Annotated in this window: 12 protein-coding genes, 1 other RNA gene and 2 pseudogenes; 4 read left to right on the top strand and 11 right to left on the bottom strand. The window is 58.8% G+C overall.

All coding sequences use genetic code 11. The features are described from left to right. Window positions 1–16 precede the first annotated feature (16 nt). Window positions 17–217 (top strand): hypothetical protein, encoded by a 201-nt coding sequence (locus tag RND78_RS11605; protein ID WP_312728894.1) that lies wholly within the window; start codon window positions 17–19, stop codon window positions 215–217. Window positions 218–292: 75 nt separating this feature from the next. Continuing rightward, window positions 293–1,015 (top strand): annotated as a pseudogene (locus RND78_RS11600) (Crp/Fnr family transcriptional regulator). 133 nt (window positions 1,016–1,148) lie between these two features. On the opposite strand, the gene RND78_RS11595 reads toward RND78_RS11600, so the two are convergent. The 7 genes from RND78_RS11595 to RND78_RS11565 form a co-directional block, all read right to left on the bottom strand. Continuing rightward, complete coding sequence (locus tag RND78_RS11595; protein ID WP_312728892.1) at window positions 1,149–3,245, bottom strand: EAL domain-containing protein; 2,097 nt, start codon at window positions 3,243–3,245, stop codon at window positions 1,149–1,151. A gap of 1,614 nt (window positions 3,246–4,859) precedes the next feature. Continuing rightward, window positions 4,860–5,042, bottom strand: a complete 183-nt coding sequence (locus RND78_RS11590; protein ID WP_312728891.1) for a hypothetical protein — start codon at window positions 5,040–5,042, stop codon at window positions 4,860–4,862. A 1,233-nt stretch (window positions 5,043–6,275) separates the two neighbouring features. Beyond that, window positions 6,276–7,652, bottom strand: a complete 1,377-nt coding sequence (locus RND78_RS11585; RefSeq protein ID WP_312728889.1) for a gluconate:H+ symporter — start codon at window positions 7,650–7,652, stop codon at window positions 6,276–6,278. A gap of 248 nt (window positions 7,653–7,900) precedes the next feature. Then, window positions 7,901–8,731, bottom strand: coding sequence for an amidohydrolase family protein (locus tag RND78_RS11580; protein WP_312728888.1), 831 nt, complete (start codon window positions 8,729–8,731; stop codon window positions 7,901–7,903). A gap of 28 nt (window positions 8,732–8,759) precedes the next feature. After that, entirely contained in the window at window positions 8,760–10,049 is a 1,290-nt protein-coding gene (locus RND78_RS11575) for an MFS transporter (protein WP_312728886.1), read from the bottom strand. A 133-nt stretch (window positions 10,050–10,182) separates the two neighbouring features. Next, complete coding sequence (locus RND78_RS11570; RefSeq protein WP_217829801.1) at window positions 10,183–10,914, bottom strand: GntR family transcriptional regulator; 732 nt, start codon at window positions 10,912–10,914, stop codon at window positions 10,183–10,185. 203 nt (window positions 10,915–11,117) lie between these two features. After that, window positions 11,118–11,753: an ATP-dependent Clp protease proteolytic subunit gene (locus RND78_RS11565; protein WP_312728883.1), complete on the bottom strand. Its 636-nt coding sequence runs from the start codon at window positions 11,751–11,753 to the stop codon at window positions 11,118–11,120. On the opposite strand from RND78_RS11565, the gene RND78_RS11560 reads away from it, so the two are divergent. Next, the gene (locus tag RND78_RS11560) at window positions 11,752–11,877 is read left to right on the top strand and encodes a hypothetical protein (RefSeq protein ID WP_312728882.1); all 126 of its coding nucleotides are present in this window, start codon (window positions 11,752–11,754) and stop codon (window positions 11,875–11,877) included. The genes RND78_RS11565 and RND78_RS11560 overlap by 2 nt on opposite strands. 300 nt (window positions 11,878–12,177) lie before the next feature. Here the strand turns inward: RND78_RS11560 and RND78_RS11555 are convergent. The 3 genes and pseudogenes from RND78_RS11555 to RND78_RS11545 form a co-directional block, all read right to left on the bottom strand. Further along, window positions 12,178–12,433: pseudogene (locus RND78_RS11555) on the bottom strand (YajD family HNH nuclease); the annotation flags it as partial. 84 nt (window positions 12,434–12,517) lie between these two features. Next, window positions 12,518–13,264, bottom strand: coding sequence for a siderophore-iron reductase FhuF (gene fhuF / locus RND78_RS11550; protein ID WP_312728880.1), 747 nt, complete (start codon window positions 13,262–13,264; stop codon window positions 12,518–12,520). 624 nt (window positions 13,265–13,888) lie between these two features. Further along, a non-coding RNA gene (locus RND78_RS11545) (sX9 sRNA) lies at window positions 13,889–13,949 on the bottom strand. 424 nt (window positions 13,950–14,373) lie between these two features. Here RND78_RS11545 and RND78_RS11540 point away from each other — a divergent pair. After that, window positions 14,374–15,141, top strand: coding sequence for an ATP-binding cassette domain-containing protein (locus RND78_RS11540; RefSeq protein ID WP_312728878.1), 768 nt, complete (start codon window positions 14,374–14,376; stop codon window positions 15,139–15,141). 231 nt (window positions 15,142–15,372) lie between these two features. Here the strand turns inward: RND78_RS11540 and RND78_RS11535 are convergent, their stop codons facing one another. Next, window positions 15,373–16,356 (bottom strand): GNAT family N-acetyltransferase, encoded by a 984-nt coding sequence (locus RND78_RS11535; RefSeq protein ID WP_312728876.1) that lies wholly within the window; start codon window positions 16,354–16,356, stop codon window positions 15,373–15,375. Between the last annotated feature and the right edge of the window lie 70 nt (window positions 16,357–16,426).

Genomic DNA, 16,426 nt, shown 5'->3' with positions numbered 1-16,426 from the left:
CCAAGAGGAAGTCGTCATGCTCGCCTATTTCGTCGTTTCACAGGGTTCGGGCAACATCATCCGGGTCACCAGGCGCGACGTCCGCCCGCCGGATTCCGCAACCGTCACCTTCGTCGAGGCTTCGCCCAGCGAGCTGGCCCGCTACGAGTCTGCGCGCGCCCGCGGTCAGGACCTGATCAACATCGTCGATACCGCGAGCCAATCCAGCAGCACCTGACGCCAAGGGAGCATTCGCGGGTGACGCCAGGCGTATAGTGACGGGTCGATCCGACCGCACCGCCGAAGAGAAGCCATGCCCGAAGACTCCAAGCTGCAGCGCAATAGCCTGTTGGCTGCGCTACCTGGCGACGTCCAACAACGGCTCTCTTAGCATCTGGAGCTCGTCCAGCTGTCGCTGGGTCAGGTGCTCTATGAATCTGGCGAGCCCGTACGCCACGTGTACTTCCCCACCGACGCGATCGTTTCGCTGCTCAATGTGATGGAAAACGGCGCCTCTGCGGAAATCGCCGTGGTGGGTAACGAAGGGCTGGTAGGTATCTCGCTGTTCATGGGCGGCGAGAGCACACCTAGCCGTGCCGTAGTGCAAAGCGGTGGCTATGCGTATCGGCTGCAAGGTCAGCGCCTGACGGAAGAATTCGATCGACATGGCGACATGCTGGTGCTGATGCTGCGATATACCCAGGCACTGATCACCCAGATGTCGCAGACCGCCGTTTGCAACCGCCACCATTCGATCGACCAGCAGCTGTGTCGTTGGCTGTTGTTGTCGCTGGATCGTCTGCCTGGGAATCAGCTGAACATGACCCAGGAATTGATCGCCAACATGCTCGGCGTGCGTCGCGAAGGGGTTACCGAGGCGGCGGGCAAACTGCAGCGCAAGGGCGCGATCGAATACAGCCGCGGCCACATCACGGTGCTCAACCGTAAGCACCTCGAACAGTTGAGTTGTGAATGCTATGCCGTGGTGAAAAAGGAAACCGATCGTTTGCTGTCGTATCTGCCGATACGCCGCTAAGACGCGTGCGGCCCTTGAGGCGTGGAGGGATCGTCAACCTATCCGTAGGCCAAAGGCGCATCGAACATCCAGCTTACTTTTCCGAGCCAATGCCACGACCCTAGGCATCCTGCAAGGCGCCCTATCAGGGAAACTAGCCGGTAGTCAGGCGCTGCTGGCTAAGGAAACAGGGCATATCCATGGCTTCCAAGGGTTTACTAAAGAAAAAGCCTTGCGCCTGATCGCATCCGCCATTAATAAAAAACTCTGCCTCAGCCGAGGTCTCTATACCTTCAGCTATCACCGTGAGGCCGAGACTTTTTGCCATCGAGAGCATGGCACCCACCACCGCCACCCTCCCGCTATCCAACTCGATATCATGAACAAACGATCTGTCTATCTTTAAAAAATCAAAGGGCATACTGGTCAAGTATGAAAAGCTCGAATAACCGGTACCAAAGTCATCGAGCGCCAGTGAAACACCTGCTTTCTTCAGAGCTTCCAACCTCATCAAGCACTTGCTGAAATCCTTTATGAACACCGTCTCAGTCACTTCCAACTGCAGCAGGCCCGGATCCAGCTTACAGTCGCTCAACACCGTGAAGACATAGTCTGCATAGGCGTCGTCCTCCAACTCCAAGGCCGACACATTGACGGCGATTTTGATCTCCCCCAAACCAAGCGACCTCCACTGCCCTATTTGAGTACAGGCTTCCTTTATGGCCCATCGACCTAGCGCCACCACCAGTCTCGTCGCCTCAGCGACGGGAATGAAGCTATTCGGCGCCACCTCTCCCAGGACGTGGTTGGTCCATCGCATCAATGCCTCAACCCCCACTACCGCACCACTCGAAAGATCAATTTTCGGCTGATAAACGAGCCTGACCTCGTCAAGATCGATACATTGACGAAGGCCCTCCTCGATTCTCTGACGCTCCTGGGCCTGAGCACCTATCTCATTGCTAAAGAAGGTATAGCCGTTTCGGCCATTCTGCTTCGTCCGGTACATGGCCGTGTCAGCCTGAGCAATAAGCGAATCTATATCGACATGCTCTTGCGGAGAAAACCCTACACCCATGCTGATCGTAATATGAATTTCTTGGTCATCTATGAAATGAGGTTCATTGCAACTGGATATAATTTTTTTCGCGACTTTTTCGGCAGCTTCGCGACTCTTGAGTCCTGCGAGCAACACTAAAAACTCATCGCCTCCCTGCCTGCTCACCGTATCCTCCTCCCGAACACATCCCGACAGACGAGCTGCAACGGAAACCAGAAGCTTGTCGCCCACCGAATGTCCAAAGGAATCGTTTATCCCCTTGAAATTATCCAGATCAAGAAAGAGTATCGCGACGCTTGAACGACTCCTGATCCCGGATCGCAATGATTGCGCCGCCCTGTCGCGGAACAATAGGCGATTGGGCAGATGGGTCAATTGATCATGTTCTGCCAGATAAGTCATCTTGGCTTTCATGGCGCGCTCCATCGAGACATCATGGAATACGATGACCGCCCCCGTTACTGCCCCCTTTTCATCGATCATCGGCGCGGTGGAGTCCTCGATGTCTATTGCTCCGCCATTGCGCCTCAAGAGCACGGCGCCCGCACTCAATCCCGTAGGTGCGCGCTTGCTCAGCGCCAGCTCTACCGGATGAGGGATGTCGCCAAATGCCCCATCGAGCTTGACTTTCATGACATCGCCGACCGGCTTTCCTTTCGCCAATTCCTTCGACCAACCGGTCAGCTTCTCGGCGGCGGGATTGATGTATTCAACCTTTCCCGCGTCATCGGTACCTATCACCCCGTCGCTGATGGAGTCCAGGGTGATCTGGGCTCTCGACAGAGCGCTATTGCGTACGCGGTATCCTTCAGACCCGGTCCAGACGTCCTGTAGGGCTTGTACCAAGACGTGGGGATCGGAATCCTCGTCGCTTAGGTAAATGTGCGCGCCTTGTTGAATGGCGACCTTTGCTTTCGCTCGAAGTGACTCCGCCCCTACCAGCACAACGGGGATGGGAGGAATGTTTGCAGCGGCAACACTCAAGAGGTCCGGGATCTCGGCAGTCTTCAGAACGCCCCTTGTCAACACTAGAACGATGACATCGGGTGCCCCTTGCCCCTTGAGCGCCGCTAATGCGGAGCTCACGCCAGTGAAATGAGAAACGCCAAATACCTTGGACGTCGAACCAATATGTTTTATGAATCCAAAGGCTCGCGCCTTCGTAGCAACCACCATCAGATTAACGTCCATCACCACCTCTGCCCAGCCCATGTCAACTGTGGCTATCACGAAATGGCATCATGGACCCGTAGCGCTTTCCCCCAGCATCCACGTATCAAATAATAGCCATCAGATTATGGCAACAATCAAACCAGGCCTTCGCGATTTGCATTGTATTCCAGGCCCTATCAACACCACGCTGTTGCGCAAAGAGCACTCTCGGGTCGAATACCTCTTCAAACCAAGCACCCCGCTTATTTCAAAATCGAGGGACCCGTAAGATCAAAGGCACCACTACCAGTCGACCAACCCCTATCCTCGCGTGCGCGACTCACCGTCTTCAAGGCACCGCCCCCACCCTAGACAGCGGGGCAGTCAAAACGGGATATAACCTGAGCGCTTCCCAAACATGACATTCACTCACAAATTCAAAAGCCTTCAATCACCACCAACAGGGGGAAATCCATTCTCTTCCTGGGAGGCGTATAAGCAGGCCGCCCAAAATGATCACTTACCAAGAATCGAAAACCAGACTGGACAGCAACACCAACAAGACCACGCCGATCAGCAAGAAATACAACAGACCTTCTATAAACGCTGAGTCTTTTAGCATGGCACCTCCAAACACCTATGCGTGTGCCACCAGCACAGCAGGTAGGCACAAAACACGAAATCCGAAAAGGCCGCACTACGACATGGCCTTCACAATCCACTCAGGACCGCGTAACCCTCAGGCAACCACGACGACTAAACCATGGCATCCAAAGCAACGCCATTGACACCGGCCATTTGCGAGCAAAAGCACACTCTTGCGGGTAAGCCCCCACGAACCCAATCAGGCTCAGGTAAAAAGCATCAAGGGCTCCAGGCGAACGATATGTCGATACCCACATCCCGACCAATCAACCTGGCTATTGATCCCCTCTGTTCATGAGCAAATAAGCATTTCCAAACTTCGTATTCGCCACACGTCGCCAGCGATACATTCAGGCTTGATGGAGACAGTCTCCATATTCTTGCCAACGGCATCGAATATTGACCGACAAAAGTTCCCCATCGAACGCCATGCCAGTTTTAACATCCGCGCCATCGCACTGGTTTCAGCCTGGCCAGAATGGATTCCGCGACCTATGGATATACACTCGCGGTATTTTTGAGCTGCTTTATAAACGCAGAAAAGGAGAGGTTGCGCTATGCGTATTTCCCTGCGATCAGTGACGTAAGCGGCAATTCCGGATGCAGCGTCCAGCGCCCGGATCGTTGGCATTGGTAGTCGGTTCGCCAGGCGAGGTCATTACGACAGGCGGCGGAATGCGCGCCCTCACAACGAAGCGCCTCGGCAAGTGGTCAAGCGCCAGACGGAGCTGGATTGCCGACCTGCTCCATCCTCGGCGATCGCCGTCTCGACCAAACTCAAGGGGACCGAAACGATTGGAAAGCGCCAGGCGCCGGTGCTGAGCGGATCAATTACCTTCGCCTATAGGTATAGGGCGAGTCGGGTAAAAGAGCCGTTCACTGGAAAATCAAAGCCATAGTGAAAAAGATGAACAGCAAAGCAGAGCAACTCCTCAGCACCCATGATGAGCCCTACGTGCAGGGGCGCATCACCGGTAAAGAAGCGGCTGATCCAGGGCAATCGTGAGATCAGGGAACCAACTTATCGTTCCTGTCCGCTGTTATCGAAAGATCCGAACGTTCCCGCTGGCGCTGTTTTGCCATTTTTTCTAAACGGAGCTCTGCATTCCTGGCCTGCGTTTCTTCCAGCGTAGGCGGCAGATCTTCCCGCCGCGCTCCTGCATCTATCCGGGTTTTAGCTTCGTCAGACATCTGTGCTCTCCTGTAAATGACATTCGCCTAATGTCAGAAGCGCTACGACGGCCTCCGTTCAATGGCCACTATTACCAGCGATCTAAAACACGGCGGGACGGGCGACCGGATATCTTCCTGGACACCCTCCTGGGCTCGGGACCTGCACATGATCAAGCCCTGGCAAGCGCCACGCGCTACCTGGGCGGCCAACTGGGATTCACGGGATACGGTACTTCCGCAGCGCCTTCGCCGGCGAACGTCCCCTCGCGAGAGCGCTGCAGGGGGCTCGGTCCAAGATCCGCTGGCAGGCCGGGACGGCCGGGAAGGCGGCCGATCAAGGGTAAAACGGATCCGGAACGCGCTGTTCCGTCGCTTGTGAAAGCGCACCGACTCGCTCGGTAGCGCGTTCACCCCGACCCTGGCGGCAGCGGCTTCTGTCGTCTTTCTGAAGAACGGGAACGAGATGATGGCAACGCCCTCAGGATGGCCTATCGCTCAGGAGCCTCGATCCCCGTGTTGGCGTCGGACCTGACGCTTTCCAGGTAAGAACTGCGGGCGTCGCAGCCTTGTCACCCCTACGAATTGCCAGGCCCTGGCTTGTCCGAGTCGGTCGACGATGCGGGGACGGATAGCCTGCTCGGCGTTTATCCGCTCGCGACTGGGCACCTGAGCGCATCCTGTTCCCGCTGCAGGCGATGGGTCATCCAACCGCTTGGAATGGCAGGCGCCGGCTAAACCGCGTGCAAACTCGCCAATCTTACGGTTTCGGCACTGAACGCTGTCGGATGGCGATTCACGATAGCTTCGAAGATACCCCGCAGCACCGCATCGGACTCACAATCGGTGCGGCACCGTAGCAGACCGCAATGGGAGACGCTGCGCTGCACCGCGGCGATGAGCCCGCCAGCGCATAGGCTCTTGACGATGTCGTGTGGTAAGCAACCCGAGCGCCGCAACGTCGTTACGGCTTCCGCAAGGACATCGAGAATTTCTTTTTCCATGGCCGAGAAGGGACCCGCACCCAGCCCGCCCTTCTTCATCAGGTAGCGGCGTGCCAGGTTGAGCGCATGGTGGCCGCCAGCTGCCTTAGGGGAACGGCAGCTTTGGGTCGAAGTGAGACCGTCGCTAACCGGCCAAAGCGGCCGTTGAGGCACTGCGCGAGTCCAATCCGCTGCAACTGCCGCGCCTGATCGACGACCAATAAGGGGTTTCACAGATGGCGGCGTCCTGATTTGACGCCGCCTCAGGTCATTACACGACCACGTTCAACAGCAACACTACAATCAAACCGACCACAGCGACGATCGATTGCACCACCGAAATAGTCTTGGTGGCTTCGCCCATCGTCATGCCGAAGGATTCCTTCACCATCCAGAAACCTGCATGGTTGGCGTAGTTGAAGAACAGCGAGCCGCAGCCAATGGACAAGGCCAGCAGCGGCAGGTTGAGGCTGGGATCAGCACCGGCAAGCGGCGCCAGCAAGCCGGCAGCCCCCACGATACCTACCGTGGCGGAACCGGTAGAGACCGAAAGCAACATGGCGATCAACCAACCGAGGATCAGCGGAGGGAACGCCGACTGCTGAGTCAGGTGGACAATCGCATCGCCCACCTTGGCACTGGTCAGCAGTTCCTGAAAGGCACCTCCGCCGGCGATGATCATGATGATCGAGGCGATTGGCTTGAGGCTCTTGCCCAGCGATTCGCGCAATTGCCCCGCATCGCCGCCGCGCGCGAGTACCAGACTGGCCCCGGCGAACAGCACGCCCAGCAGCATCGCTATCAGCGGATTGCCGAGGAAGCCGGCCATTTTCAGCAGCGCATTGTCCTTGGCCAATACCATCTCGGCGACGGCATGGATCAGCATCAGGATCGCCGGCAGCAAGGCTGCCAGCACGCCGAGGTATACGCTGGGGCCTGGTTTATCGTCGGCTTTTTCAGCCAGGGTGAACTGATCCAGCAACACCTGATCGGGCCGGGTGCTCATGCGCGGGGAAATGAAAGCGCCATACAGTGGGCCGCCTAAAATCATGGCCGGGATAGCCGCCAGGAAACCATAGAGCATGGTCGGCCCGACCGAGGTTTTCAGCGCGGCGATGGCCGTCAAAGGGCCAGGGTGCGGCGGGACCATACCGTGCATGGCGGCCAGTGCGGCAATCACCGGAACGCCCACATAGACATAGGCTGAACCCCTGAAGCGCGCCTGACTTTCCAGCTTGCGCGCCACGCTGAAGATCAGCGGCAGCATGATCACCAGGCCGACCTCGAAAAACATCGGAATGCCAATCACAAACGCGACCATCATCATCGCCCACGGAATCATCCGATCCGATGTGCGCTTGAGGATGACCGCAGCAATCTGCTCGGTGACGCCGGCGTCCGCCAGTATTTTGCCGAGCATCGCCCCCAGCGCGATGACCACCCCCACTGCCCCCAGTGTCTTGCCGGCGCCGGTGACCAAGTGGGAGACGATGCGATCCGGCTCCATACCGGTTGCAAAGCCTACGCCGACGGAAACTACCAGCAAAGCCAGCAGCGGGTGCATTTTGAGGCGCGAGACGATCAGCGCTACCAGCACCACGACGCTGATCAATGCAGTCAGTAACAGTTCTATATCTAAGGGAGTCATGAAAGGTTCTCGGTTGGGCTGGTGCCAAACTCTTGTAAGTGGGTGAGATGAATGGCATCTGCAACGGCTAGGTTGCAGCGTTCGTCTTTCTAGGTTCTGTACGAAAAATGCCTGCGCTCGGTGATGCTTCGTTGAAAAAGGCCTGGATCGCCAGCCCGGTCGCAATGCTCATTTACCGCTCGTAAACTCCGCTTCCTCAGCCTTTTTCGCCTCGCCTGACCTTCGCTCGGCGACTTTTCGTACAGAACCTAAAAACCAAATAACCTGCGAGGCGCTTGCACCAGCAGCGAGGCACTGGCTTGCGCCGAAAGCTCCAGGGCTTGCAGCTGGTCGACGACGGTGGCGAAACCGATGCTTTGCTCATGCTGCGTATGCGGCCAGTCGCTGCCCCATACCAACTGATGCAGGCCAACGCTTTGTTCCAGCGCCGGTAATGCCCTTCGAGCGAAATCAATGTTCTGTTGTGGCGTACCTCCCAGACGATAGATTCCCGATACCTTGATCCAGATCGAACCTTTCGCTCCGGCCTCAAGCAACTCGCCAAACCCGGGCTGATCGAGACCCGCATTCGCGTTCGGCCGCCCAAAGTGATCGATCACCAATTTCACGCCGAACGGCGTCAATTGCCGGATCAAGCCCGGCAGATCCTTGACTTCCCGGTGCAACTCGACATGCCAGTCGAGATCAGCGATATCACTGAAAAACCCTTGCCAGGCACTGTCACGAAAATCAGGTAACGCCTTGCCAATCAGGTTCAGGCGCACGCCGACCACGCCCAGTCGAGCCATGTCATTCAAGGTAGAACGACTGATGCCTGGCTCCAGCACTACCACACCGCGCAACTGCTGAGGCGCTTGCTTCAACGCCGCCAACAGGTAGCTATTGTCGGTGCCAAGGAAACTTGGTTGCACCAATACACCGTGACTCAGCCCATGGGTTTGCAAATGCTCGAGGTACTGCTCAAGCGTGGCGTCGTACTCAGGACTGTAGCGCGGTGCACCGATCAGCTGCAGATCACGGCTGAACACATGGGCATGGGAGTCAATGCCGGTGATCGACTTGAGGCGGGGAGCTGACATGGGTTTTATCTACTGAAGGTTGGGATCATCACGCCCGAGCGCGCTGATTGCCGTTGATATCGGCCGGAACGGCGGTGGCATTGGCTTCAAGGTCCCTGCCCCGGGTTTCAGGCAGGCAAAGTGCGGCAAGCACCCCCACGCCGTAGGCGATTCCGGCATCGATACCAATCGCCGAACCCAGCGACATGGAGTCACTCATGTGCCCGACCAGGAATGGAAATACAGCGGACAGCACCCGGCCAAAGTTGTAGCAAAAGCCAACGCCGGCGCCGCGTACATCGGCAGGGTAAAGTTCGTTGAAGAAAGCTCCCAGACTGGCCGGAATACCGGCGGCGAAGAACCCCAACGGGAACCCCAGGAACAGCATCTGCGTATTGGTCAGCGGCAAAAATACGTAGCACTGCACCGTGACCACGCAGCACAAGGCAAACAGCACAATATTTTTACGACGGCCAATGCGATCGATCAAATAGCCGCTGGCCACACAACCACACCAGAAGGCGAAGATGATCACCGCCAGATAGCCGCCCGAGTTCAGCACAGACAGATTGCGCTCGGTCTTGAGGAAGGTCGGTAACCAGGTCATGACCGCGTGATAGCCACCGTGCGCGCCCAGTCCCAGCAGGCCGCCAAACAGGGTCACGCGAATCAGTTCCGGGCGAAAAATGCCGGCGAGCGACGTGAAGAAACTCTGCGGGATGGCGTTGTCTTTTTGCAGACGCCGGAAGCTGTCCGGCTCCTCAACGTTACGACGCACCCAGATGATCAGGAACGACGGCAGCAACCCGACAAGGAACATCACACGCCAGGCCATGTCCTGTGGCACAGAGGTATAGATCAGCGTGAACACCCCGACCGCCAGGCCCCAACCCACCGCCCAGGCACTTTGTACAGTGCCCATGACCTTGCCGCGATAATGCGGATTGATCGTCTCGGCCATCAGCACCGCGCCGGCCGCCCACTCCCCGCCAAGCCCGAAACCCTGCAGCGCCTTGACCACCAACAGCTGATTGAAGCCCGTGACGAAAGCCGAGAGAAAGGTGAAGAACGAGAACCACAAAATCATCAACTGCAACGTGCGCACACGGCCATAGCGGTCAGACAACGTCCCACCCACCCAGCCACCGAGTGCCGAGGTGACGAGGGTAACGCCGCTGATCAATCCGGCATCACCCTTGGTCAGCGCGAAAGCGGCGATCAGCGCCGGAATCGCCAGACCGAACATCTGTACTTCCAAGGCATCGAGCGACCATCCGCCGAAGCAGGCCCAAAACGTTTTGCGTTCCCGAGGAGTGACTTGGCGATACCAGCTGAACATGATTCTTATCCTTATAGGTGTTACGCAAGGCAGCCAACAGCCAACCCCACCGCGACAGGGTCGACGTTGGCAAACAAACAGCAATCGGGCGGCGATCTAGCCGCCGTAGAACACTTCGCTACGCAGACAGGCGTCAGCGAATATCCACGCTGTAGCGGAAGTGCTCCGCGTGGCCGCGCGAGCGACGCCATTCCAGCGGGCTACCCGCATAATCGCGGGCCAAACGCTCGATCACGATCACTGGACTGTTGACCGCTACCTGGAGCAAGCGGGCATGCACGTCATTCACCGATTCAGCGGTCAGCGTTTCTTCGGCCGATGCGACAACCTGTCCGCACACTTCTTCGTAGATCGGATACAGCAGCGGCCCTTCGCGACTGAGGTCGATCTCCAGCAGCGCCTGAAACCGCTGGCGGGGCAACCAGATTTCTTCGGCGAGCACCGGCTTAACATCGAGCAGACGCACACGGACAATACGAATGACCGGTGCATCGGCGGGCAACCCCAGCGCTTGCGCCACGGCCGAGGGTGCTGCAATGGGCTCGATCGAGAGGATGCGACTCTCCGGGACCTGGCGCTCACCGGAAACAGTCTGGAATCGGAAGAAACGGAACAAGGAGGATTGAAACTGCGCCCGGCGAATGAACGTCCCTCGCCCTTGCTGACGCTCCAGAATGCCCTCACTGACCAGCGCATCAATCGCTTTGCGCACCGTGCCGGTGGACAGTTGGTATTCCGCAGACAGCGCCGCTTCTGTAGGGATCGCCTCCCCCGGACGCCAGCGATTATTGGCGATCTGCTCAGCCAATTGGTCACGCAGGCGTTGGTACAGCGGCAGTCGGGCATCACTGGATAAGGAATTCATCGACTTTATTCGCCTTGTTATCTAGTCATCTATATGAATCTTGCGGCGAGTATTTGTCCAGATACCTTGCCTGTCAAGGAGGGGCTTTTCGTTCTGCTGACGAATGGCTGCGCTACTGCTCTTCTCATCGACATGCGGATTTTCGCCGGCAATGCCAGATTCGGCACAATTTTTGTCGCGAACTGAGGGCAGCTATGTGTCGTTCATCGACCGCCCCCATCGGTGATGAAGTAGGTCGCCCGGTCGGAGGTTCGCGGTAGCTGATCGAGTTCCTGGGTGATGAGCCCGAGACTCTTGGCGGCCGGGTAGTCCAGGCGCCGCCGGTTGCTTTCGGAGGAGAGCAGCGTGCTGATGTCGTTCGCGGGCAGCTTGAGACAGTCCTTGTAGATGTCGCTGAACTTGAGATTTTCCTGCTCGGCATCCTCGAACGCCTGCTTGGCCTGGTCGGGCTTGAGGTAGCCACTCATGGCAATGCCGACCGCGGCGGGATGCAGGAGAAAGCGCGAGAGTGGCTCGGCATAGCGGTCGGCGGTGGCGCAATAGAGCATCGTCGCGGCGGAGTCCGTAGTCGCCGCATTGATGGCGTTCACCTTGAACGGATAGCGGCGGAGGAATTCATAGGCAACGTAGCCCGCCTCCATGCTCCCACCCGAGCTGTTGATATAGAGATTGACGTTCTGGGTGCCGGGGTACTTCGCGGAGATGTCGCTCAGGGCCGCCAGCAACGAACTGATCGAGCGATCGTTCACCCCCGCATTGAAGTATACCGACGTGGAGGTAGTGGTCGCTGCGCTGCCTTCCGCCCGAATGACCGTCATCTCGGCGAAGGCGTTGCTCATGCAGGAGCTGACCGCCAAGGCCAAGGCCGCTCGCCTCAGCCAGGGCCTCGTCTTCGAAGGTCCGATGCTCATGCGCGTCTCGCAGGCTGCAGGCCGTCGAACCGGCCCGATTCCAGCAGCCTAGGGCGCGAGGCTTAACATCTTCTTAAGCCGAAGCTCGGTTGCCAGAGCAAGCTGGCAACCGAGCAGCGCATGGGGATAAGTGCCACCGCTCAGGGCCTGAACCGCCAGGACCCAACCTCGTTCAACCCCGCCCACCATACATCGCGGCCATGGGCCGCTCCTACAGGTGATGAGGCTTTTGTAGGAGCGGCCCATGGCCGCGATAGTCCAAGCCAGAGCGGCTGCATCGGCGGACCACCATGGCTGCGATGAATAGCTGCTAACTGGTTGAAATCGGGCTAAACCCAACCTTCGCTCGGGATTAGTCCTTCCTCAACAACCCCTCCAGCCCCGCGAAGGGATTGTGGGTGGCCTGGACCACCTTGGGAGTGCTCAGGGAGCTGTCGCAGAAGTACCGCTGGTCGGTGTAGCGGCTGTGCTCGTTGTCGTGGCAGTAGAGGCAGAGCAATTCCCAGGTGGAACCGTCCCGCGGATTGTCGTCGTGGTTGGTCACGATGGTGTACGGTCAGCTCGCTCAGGCGCTTGCCGGAAAATTCCCGGGCGCAGCGACCGCAGAGTGGGGAGGTCTAGCCCCATGCGGTTTGTCTGGCAAGGTCGGTGGGTACTCGCCGACAGCCCGGGCGTACGGCAAACCACAGCTGCTAGCCCGATGCCTCGGGCTGAGGATCCTTCAACAACGGGCAATTGCTGCAGAGGTCCTCGTCCGGCAACCGGTAGCGGATGCAGCAGACACGCCGCTGTCGCCACTGCCAGGACGACCGTGTGGCGTCACCCGCCAGGGGTAGCTCGACGTAGATCACCGGTTTGAACAACGGATTGCGTACACCCTGAGCGTCATATGGCTGCTCGAGCCAGTGATCGAAGGGCGGCAAGCTACTGGCGGGAAACCCTGCCTTACGCAACTCACCGACAAACCATTCCAGATAGTTGCCAGCGTTGCTCCAGAGGACCTTGGGCGACAGCTTCACTTGCGCACAAACCCCTTCGATGAAAGGCCGAAGATTTTCAAGCACCAGCGGCTGCAGCACATCCAGGGAATCTTCCGCGAAAGCTTCGCCACCGTGAGATAACACGAAGGCTTCCGGTACCCAGGCATCATTCAGGACCAGCCCCAACTGATCGACAGCGACCGGCAAACGCCAGCGCCGCAACAGCGAGGCCGCTGCGACCGGAGGAATCAGCCGGGAGAAGTAGTACTTGGACCATACCGAGAGCAGCGCCCGCTGATCGAGGTCGGGGTCACCGCCATAGTTCTGCAATACCTCTGTCAGCCCGCCAGCCAACACGCTACTGAGGGGTACTACCTCCTCTCCTGCCTTGGGCAAGCGCAACAGGGTGGAGAAAGGTTGAAGCGGCCCGCTGAACAGGGGCGCCAAGGCAGGAATCATCGATTGAGCGATCCTATGAAGATTAGATCAGGTGTCATCCACCCTACCTTAGAGAACCCGTTCAAAGTCTGCTACGCGTCGGCCAAACGGCGTTGACAATGCCCTGGGTCGCCAGCCCTACCTAGGCGGCCCCGTCGCAATGCTCATTTACCACTCGTAACCCTTAGCGCGGGTCCGATCCGCTTCCTCAGCTATTTCGCGGGGCCACCTGGGCCTTGTCTGGCTCTGGCTCGCGAAACGTTGAACAGGCTCTTGGGCAACCGGCCTGCTGGGGCCAGACACGCCGGCCCCATCAAACTCCTGGCAGCGTCAATAATCGAAGAGGCCCCCATCGCCAGGGAAGACGCAGAAATGTTCCACGCTCGCGTTGTCCTTGGCTGGCAGGTCAGCAAGGGGCATGCGCCACTTTCCCCGCGCCTCTGCGCAACAGGGCCCATACGCCAGGACCCGTCGCCACGAGAAAGCTTTGGGTTGGACATGAAAACTCCACCGGCATACAGACGGCAATGGGCGCCCCAAGGATAAGCGGCGTGGCCGCAATAGCTCATGACTTGGCCCTGTAGAGCAACAGCCCCGTAAGCCCGCTCCCTTAAAGGACGAACGAGGCACGCGGCTGTTTAGAGTGGCTAACAAAATATCGCGAGCGGCTGTCAGCCGGGTGCGCGCAAGTGTACGAGCGGTACATGAGAATTCCGAGCGCTGCACGCGCCCGTCTGGCGGACGCGCAGCCGCCAGGCAATCGGCGCAACGGGTGACTATCTAGTCTGGTGTTTCAGACGTTCGCGCAAGAATGGGCGAGTGATTTTTAGCGGTTCGGCGCTCCGACTGGGCCAGGCGCCGCGACCAGTCATAGCAGGGCTATGGCGAGGAGTGGCAACGCCGCCTGGGGAGGTCCGCCTCTGCGGCAAAAAGCGCCGCCAACATTGTGTAGATAAATTCTGAAACACCACACTAGCTGCCCGAGTCGACTGATAGACGGGATACGCGCCTGGCACACCGAGGACGCGAGGCCGCCGACCGCAAGTCTGTCACCACCCGCAGCGGCAACATTGATAAGCATTCTCGCTTGTTTTAGGCTGCCGGCTCGATCTTCCTCTGCGGCTGTCTCCATGTTCGAACTCCAAGGCGCCTCCTTCATCCTCGGTGACCGTGCTCTGTTGCAGCCGCTCGACTTGCATCTGCCGGACGGTCAGGTCGTCGGTCTCATTGGTCACAACGGCTCGGGCAAGTCGACGCTCATCAAGCTGCTTGCCCGCCAGCAAGGACTGAGTGCCGGCGAAATCACCTTCGACGGACGGCCTCTGGCGCAGTGGAATAACCGGGACTTCGCACGCCGCGTAGCCTACTTACCGCAGCAACTACCAGCGGCCGATGGCCTGACCGTAAGGGAACTGGTCAGCTTTGGCCGTTACCCCTGGCATGGTGCCCTGGGTCGCTTTGGTGCCGCAGATCGCCAGTCCATCGAGCGGGCGCTGCAGCTCACCCATACCGAGGTGTACGCCGGGCGACTGGTGGACAGCCTGTCCGGTGGCGAGCGTCAACGCGTCTGGCTGGCCATGCTGCTGGCTCAGGATACGAATTACTTGCTGCTGGACGAACCGACCTCGGCACTGGACATCGCCCATCAGGTCGAGGTCCTGCAGCTGATCCGCGAACTCAGCCACCGTCTTCGGTTAGGCGTGGTGGTAGTCCTTCATGAGATCAACATGGCGGCACGCTACTGCGACCACCTAGTGGCCTTGCACGGCGGTCGTCTGCTGGTCCAGGGCAGTCCAGAAGAACTCATGGACGGCGCAACGCTGGAATCCATCTACGGCATTCCCATGGGCGTGATTCCGCACCCCGTGAATGGTCGCCCGCTCAGCTTTCATCTCTAAGAAGCTGTACACGATCTCGCGAGCTAGAGACAAACAAGGCGCAACGACCAACGGGAGTAACAGCCAACGGCTGGCCCGTAGGGTGAGCGCCAGCGAATCAAATGCTTGAGAAAGCGCAGTTTACGAGTGGTAAATGAGCATTTCGAAAGCATTTTCAACGCCGTTTGGCCGAGGCGCAGCAGATTGTGAACAGCTTCCAAGGCCTGCCTCCGCGCACCGTCAGGCGTGGCCTCAGGCCAGCACGCAACGGTCGAAGAAGCGCTCGCGCTCCAGCAGCATCAGCGCGGCTCTCTTGTGCGGAAAATCGAAGTCCTTCTGTCGATAGAAACCCTGACGTTGCAGATGGGCGATCATGCGCTCGTTGTCCGCCCGTGGCTCACAGACCAGGCGCTGCGTACGCGGCTCGTCCAGGAACAACCAGTGCGCCACCGCGGGCAGCCAACAAGCGACCTTATGTGCCCCCCGATGACCTTCCTCGCCAACCAACATGTGCAGGCCGCGGTCGTGATCGCCGACGCCATAGTAGGGTCCGATGCGATCCTCCTTGGCCCAGTAGGCCTCGAAGTAGGCGAAGGGTTCGTCGTCGAAGCAGCCGATCAACGTCTGGACGTGGGGATCCTCGGCGAGGCGCTGGAGATAGGCGCGGTGCTGCTCCAGGCTGCCCTCCTCTTGCCAGAAGGCGGCGACTCGCGGCGAATTCTGCCAGCGATGGAAACTCGGCAGGTCGACCGTCAGATCCAGTGTGCGCAGAGAGATCCAGCTGCCCAGGCGCGTGTCGAAGCGCCGATAGACCTCTCCTTCCGGCTTGGGAGGCCGGCGCAGATGGCGGATCGCGCCACTCCAGGCCCAGGTCTGCGGCCAGGGCGTCGTGGCGGGCTGTCGCAGCCAGGGGGTTGGCAATTGCCAGAACGCCGTACGCTCGGTGACCAAGGCGCCATCGGCACGGCGAAGCACCAATCCACTGCGATTTGCCAAGTCCGGCGACAAGCCCTGCCATTTGAGATGGTCGGCGACGCTGCGCACCAGCAGCCAATAGGCCAGGCACCAGAGACTCGACTCTTGATCGGCAGCCAGCTCCCTGACCTGCCAAAGATCATCCACGCCGGTCGCAGTCGCCAGATGACGACCGTTCAAGCTCAAGGTCAGTACAGCCTCACTCCAGTGGCCATGGAGTTCCTGGCCGGAAGGAAGCAACAGGGTAGTCGGGACGGTCATGGCAGCTTTTCCGAAAGGCATCAGCTGGATAGACGAAGCACGACCGCCAGGAATTACTGCCCCACCCTAC

The organism is Pseudomonas oryzihabitans, assembly GCF_032027545.1.
Lineage (GTDB): Bacteria > Pseudomonadota > Gammaproteobacteria > Pseudomonadales > Pseudomonadaceae > Chryseomonas > Chryseomonas oryzihabitans_F.
The sequence above is the reverse complement of the archived record's forward strand: the minus strand, read 5'-3'. Positions and strand labels throughout refer to the sequence as shown.

What these genes read in the sequence shown, in the direction of transcription:
- fhuF (WP_312728880.1), bottom strand. Translation starts at nt 13,264, where the DNA reads ATGATTCCTGCCTTGGCGCCCCTGTTCAGCGGGCCGCTTCAACCTTTC.
- RND78_RS11560 (WP_312728882.1), top strand. Translation starts at nt 11,752, where the DNA reads ATGCAGGAGCTGACCGCCAAGGCCAAGGCCGCTCGCCTCAGCCAGGGC.
- RND78_RS11540 (WP_312728878.1), top strand. Translation starts at nt 14,374, where the DNA reads ATGTTCGAACTCCAAGGCGCCTCCTTCATCCTCGGTGACCGTGCTCTG.
- RND78_RS11565 (WP_312728883.1), bottom strand. Translation starts at nt 11,753, where the DNA reads ATGAGCAACGCCTTCGCCGAGATGACGGTCATTCGGGCGGAAGGCAGC.
- RND78_RS11580 (WP_312728888.1), bottom strand. Translation starts at nt 8,731, where the DNA reads ATGTCAGCTCCCCGCCTCAAGTCGATCACCGGCATTGACTCCCATGCC.
- RND78_RS11585 (WP_312728889.1), bottom strand. Translation starts at nt 7,652, where the DNA reads ATGACTCCCTTAGATATAGAACTGTTACTGACTGCATTGATCAGCGTC.
- RND78_RS11570 (WP_217829801.1), bottom strand. Translation starts at nt 10,914, where the DNA reads ATGAATTCCTTATCCAGTGATGCCCGACTGCCGCTGTACCAACGCCTG.
- RND78_RS11605 (WP_312728894.1), top strand. Translation starts at nt 17, where the DNA reads ATGCTCGCCTATTTCGTCGTTTCACAGGGTTCGGGCAACATCATCCGG.
- RND78_RS11575 (WP_312728886.1), bottom strand. Translation starts at nt 10,049, where the DNA reads ATGTTCAGCTGGTATCGCCAAGTCACTCCTCGGGAACGCAAAACGTTT.
- RND78_RS11595 (WP_312728892.1), bottom strand. Translation starts at nt 3,245, where the DNA reads ATGGACGTTAATCTGATGGTGGTTGCTACGAAGGCGCGAGCCTTTGGA.
- RND78_RS11535 (WP_312728876.1), bottom strand. Translation starts at nt 16,356, where the DNA reads ATGACCGTCCCGACTACCCTGTTGCTTCCTTCCGGCCAGGAACTCCAT.
- RND78_RS11590 (WP_312728891.1), bottom strand. Translation starts at nt 5,042, where the DNA reads ATGTCTGACGAAGCTAAAACCCGGATAGATGCAGGAGCGCGGCGGGAA.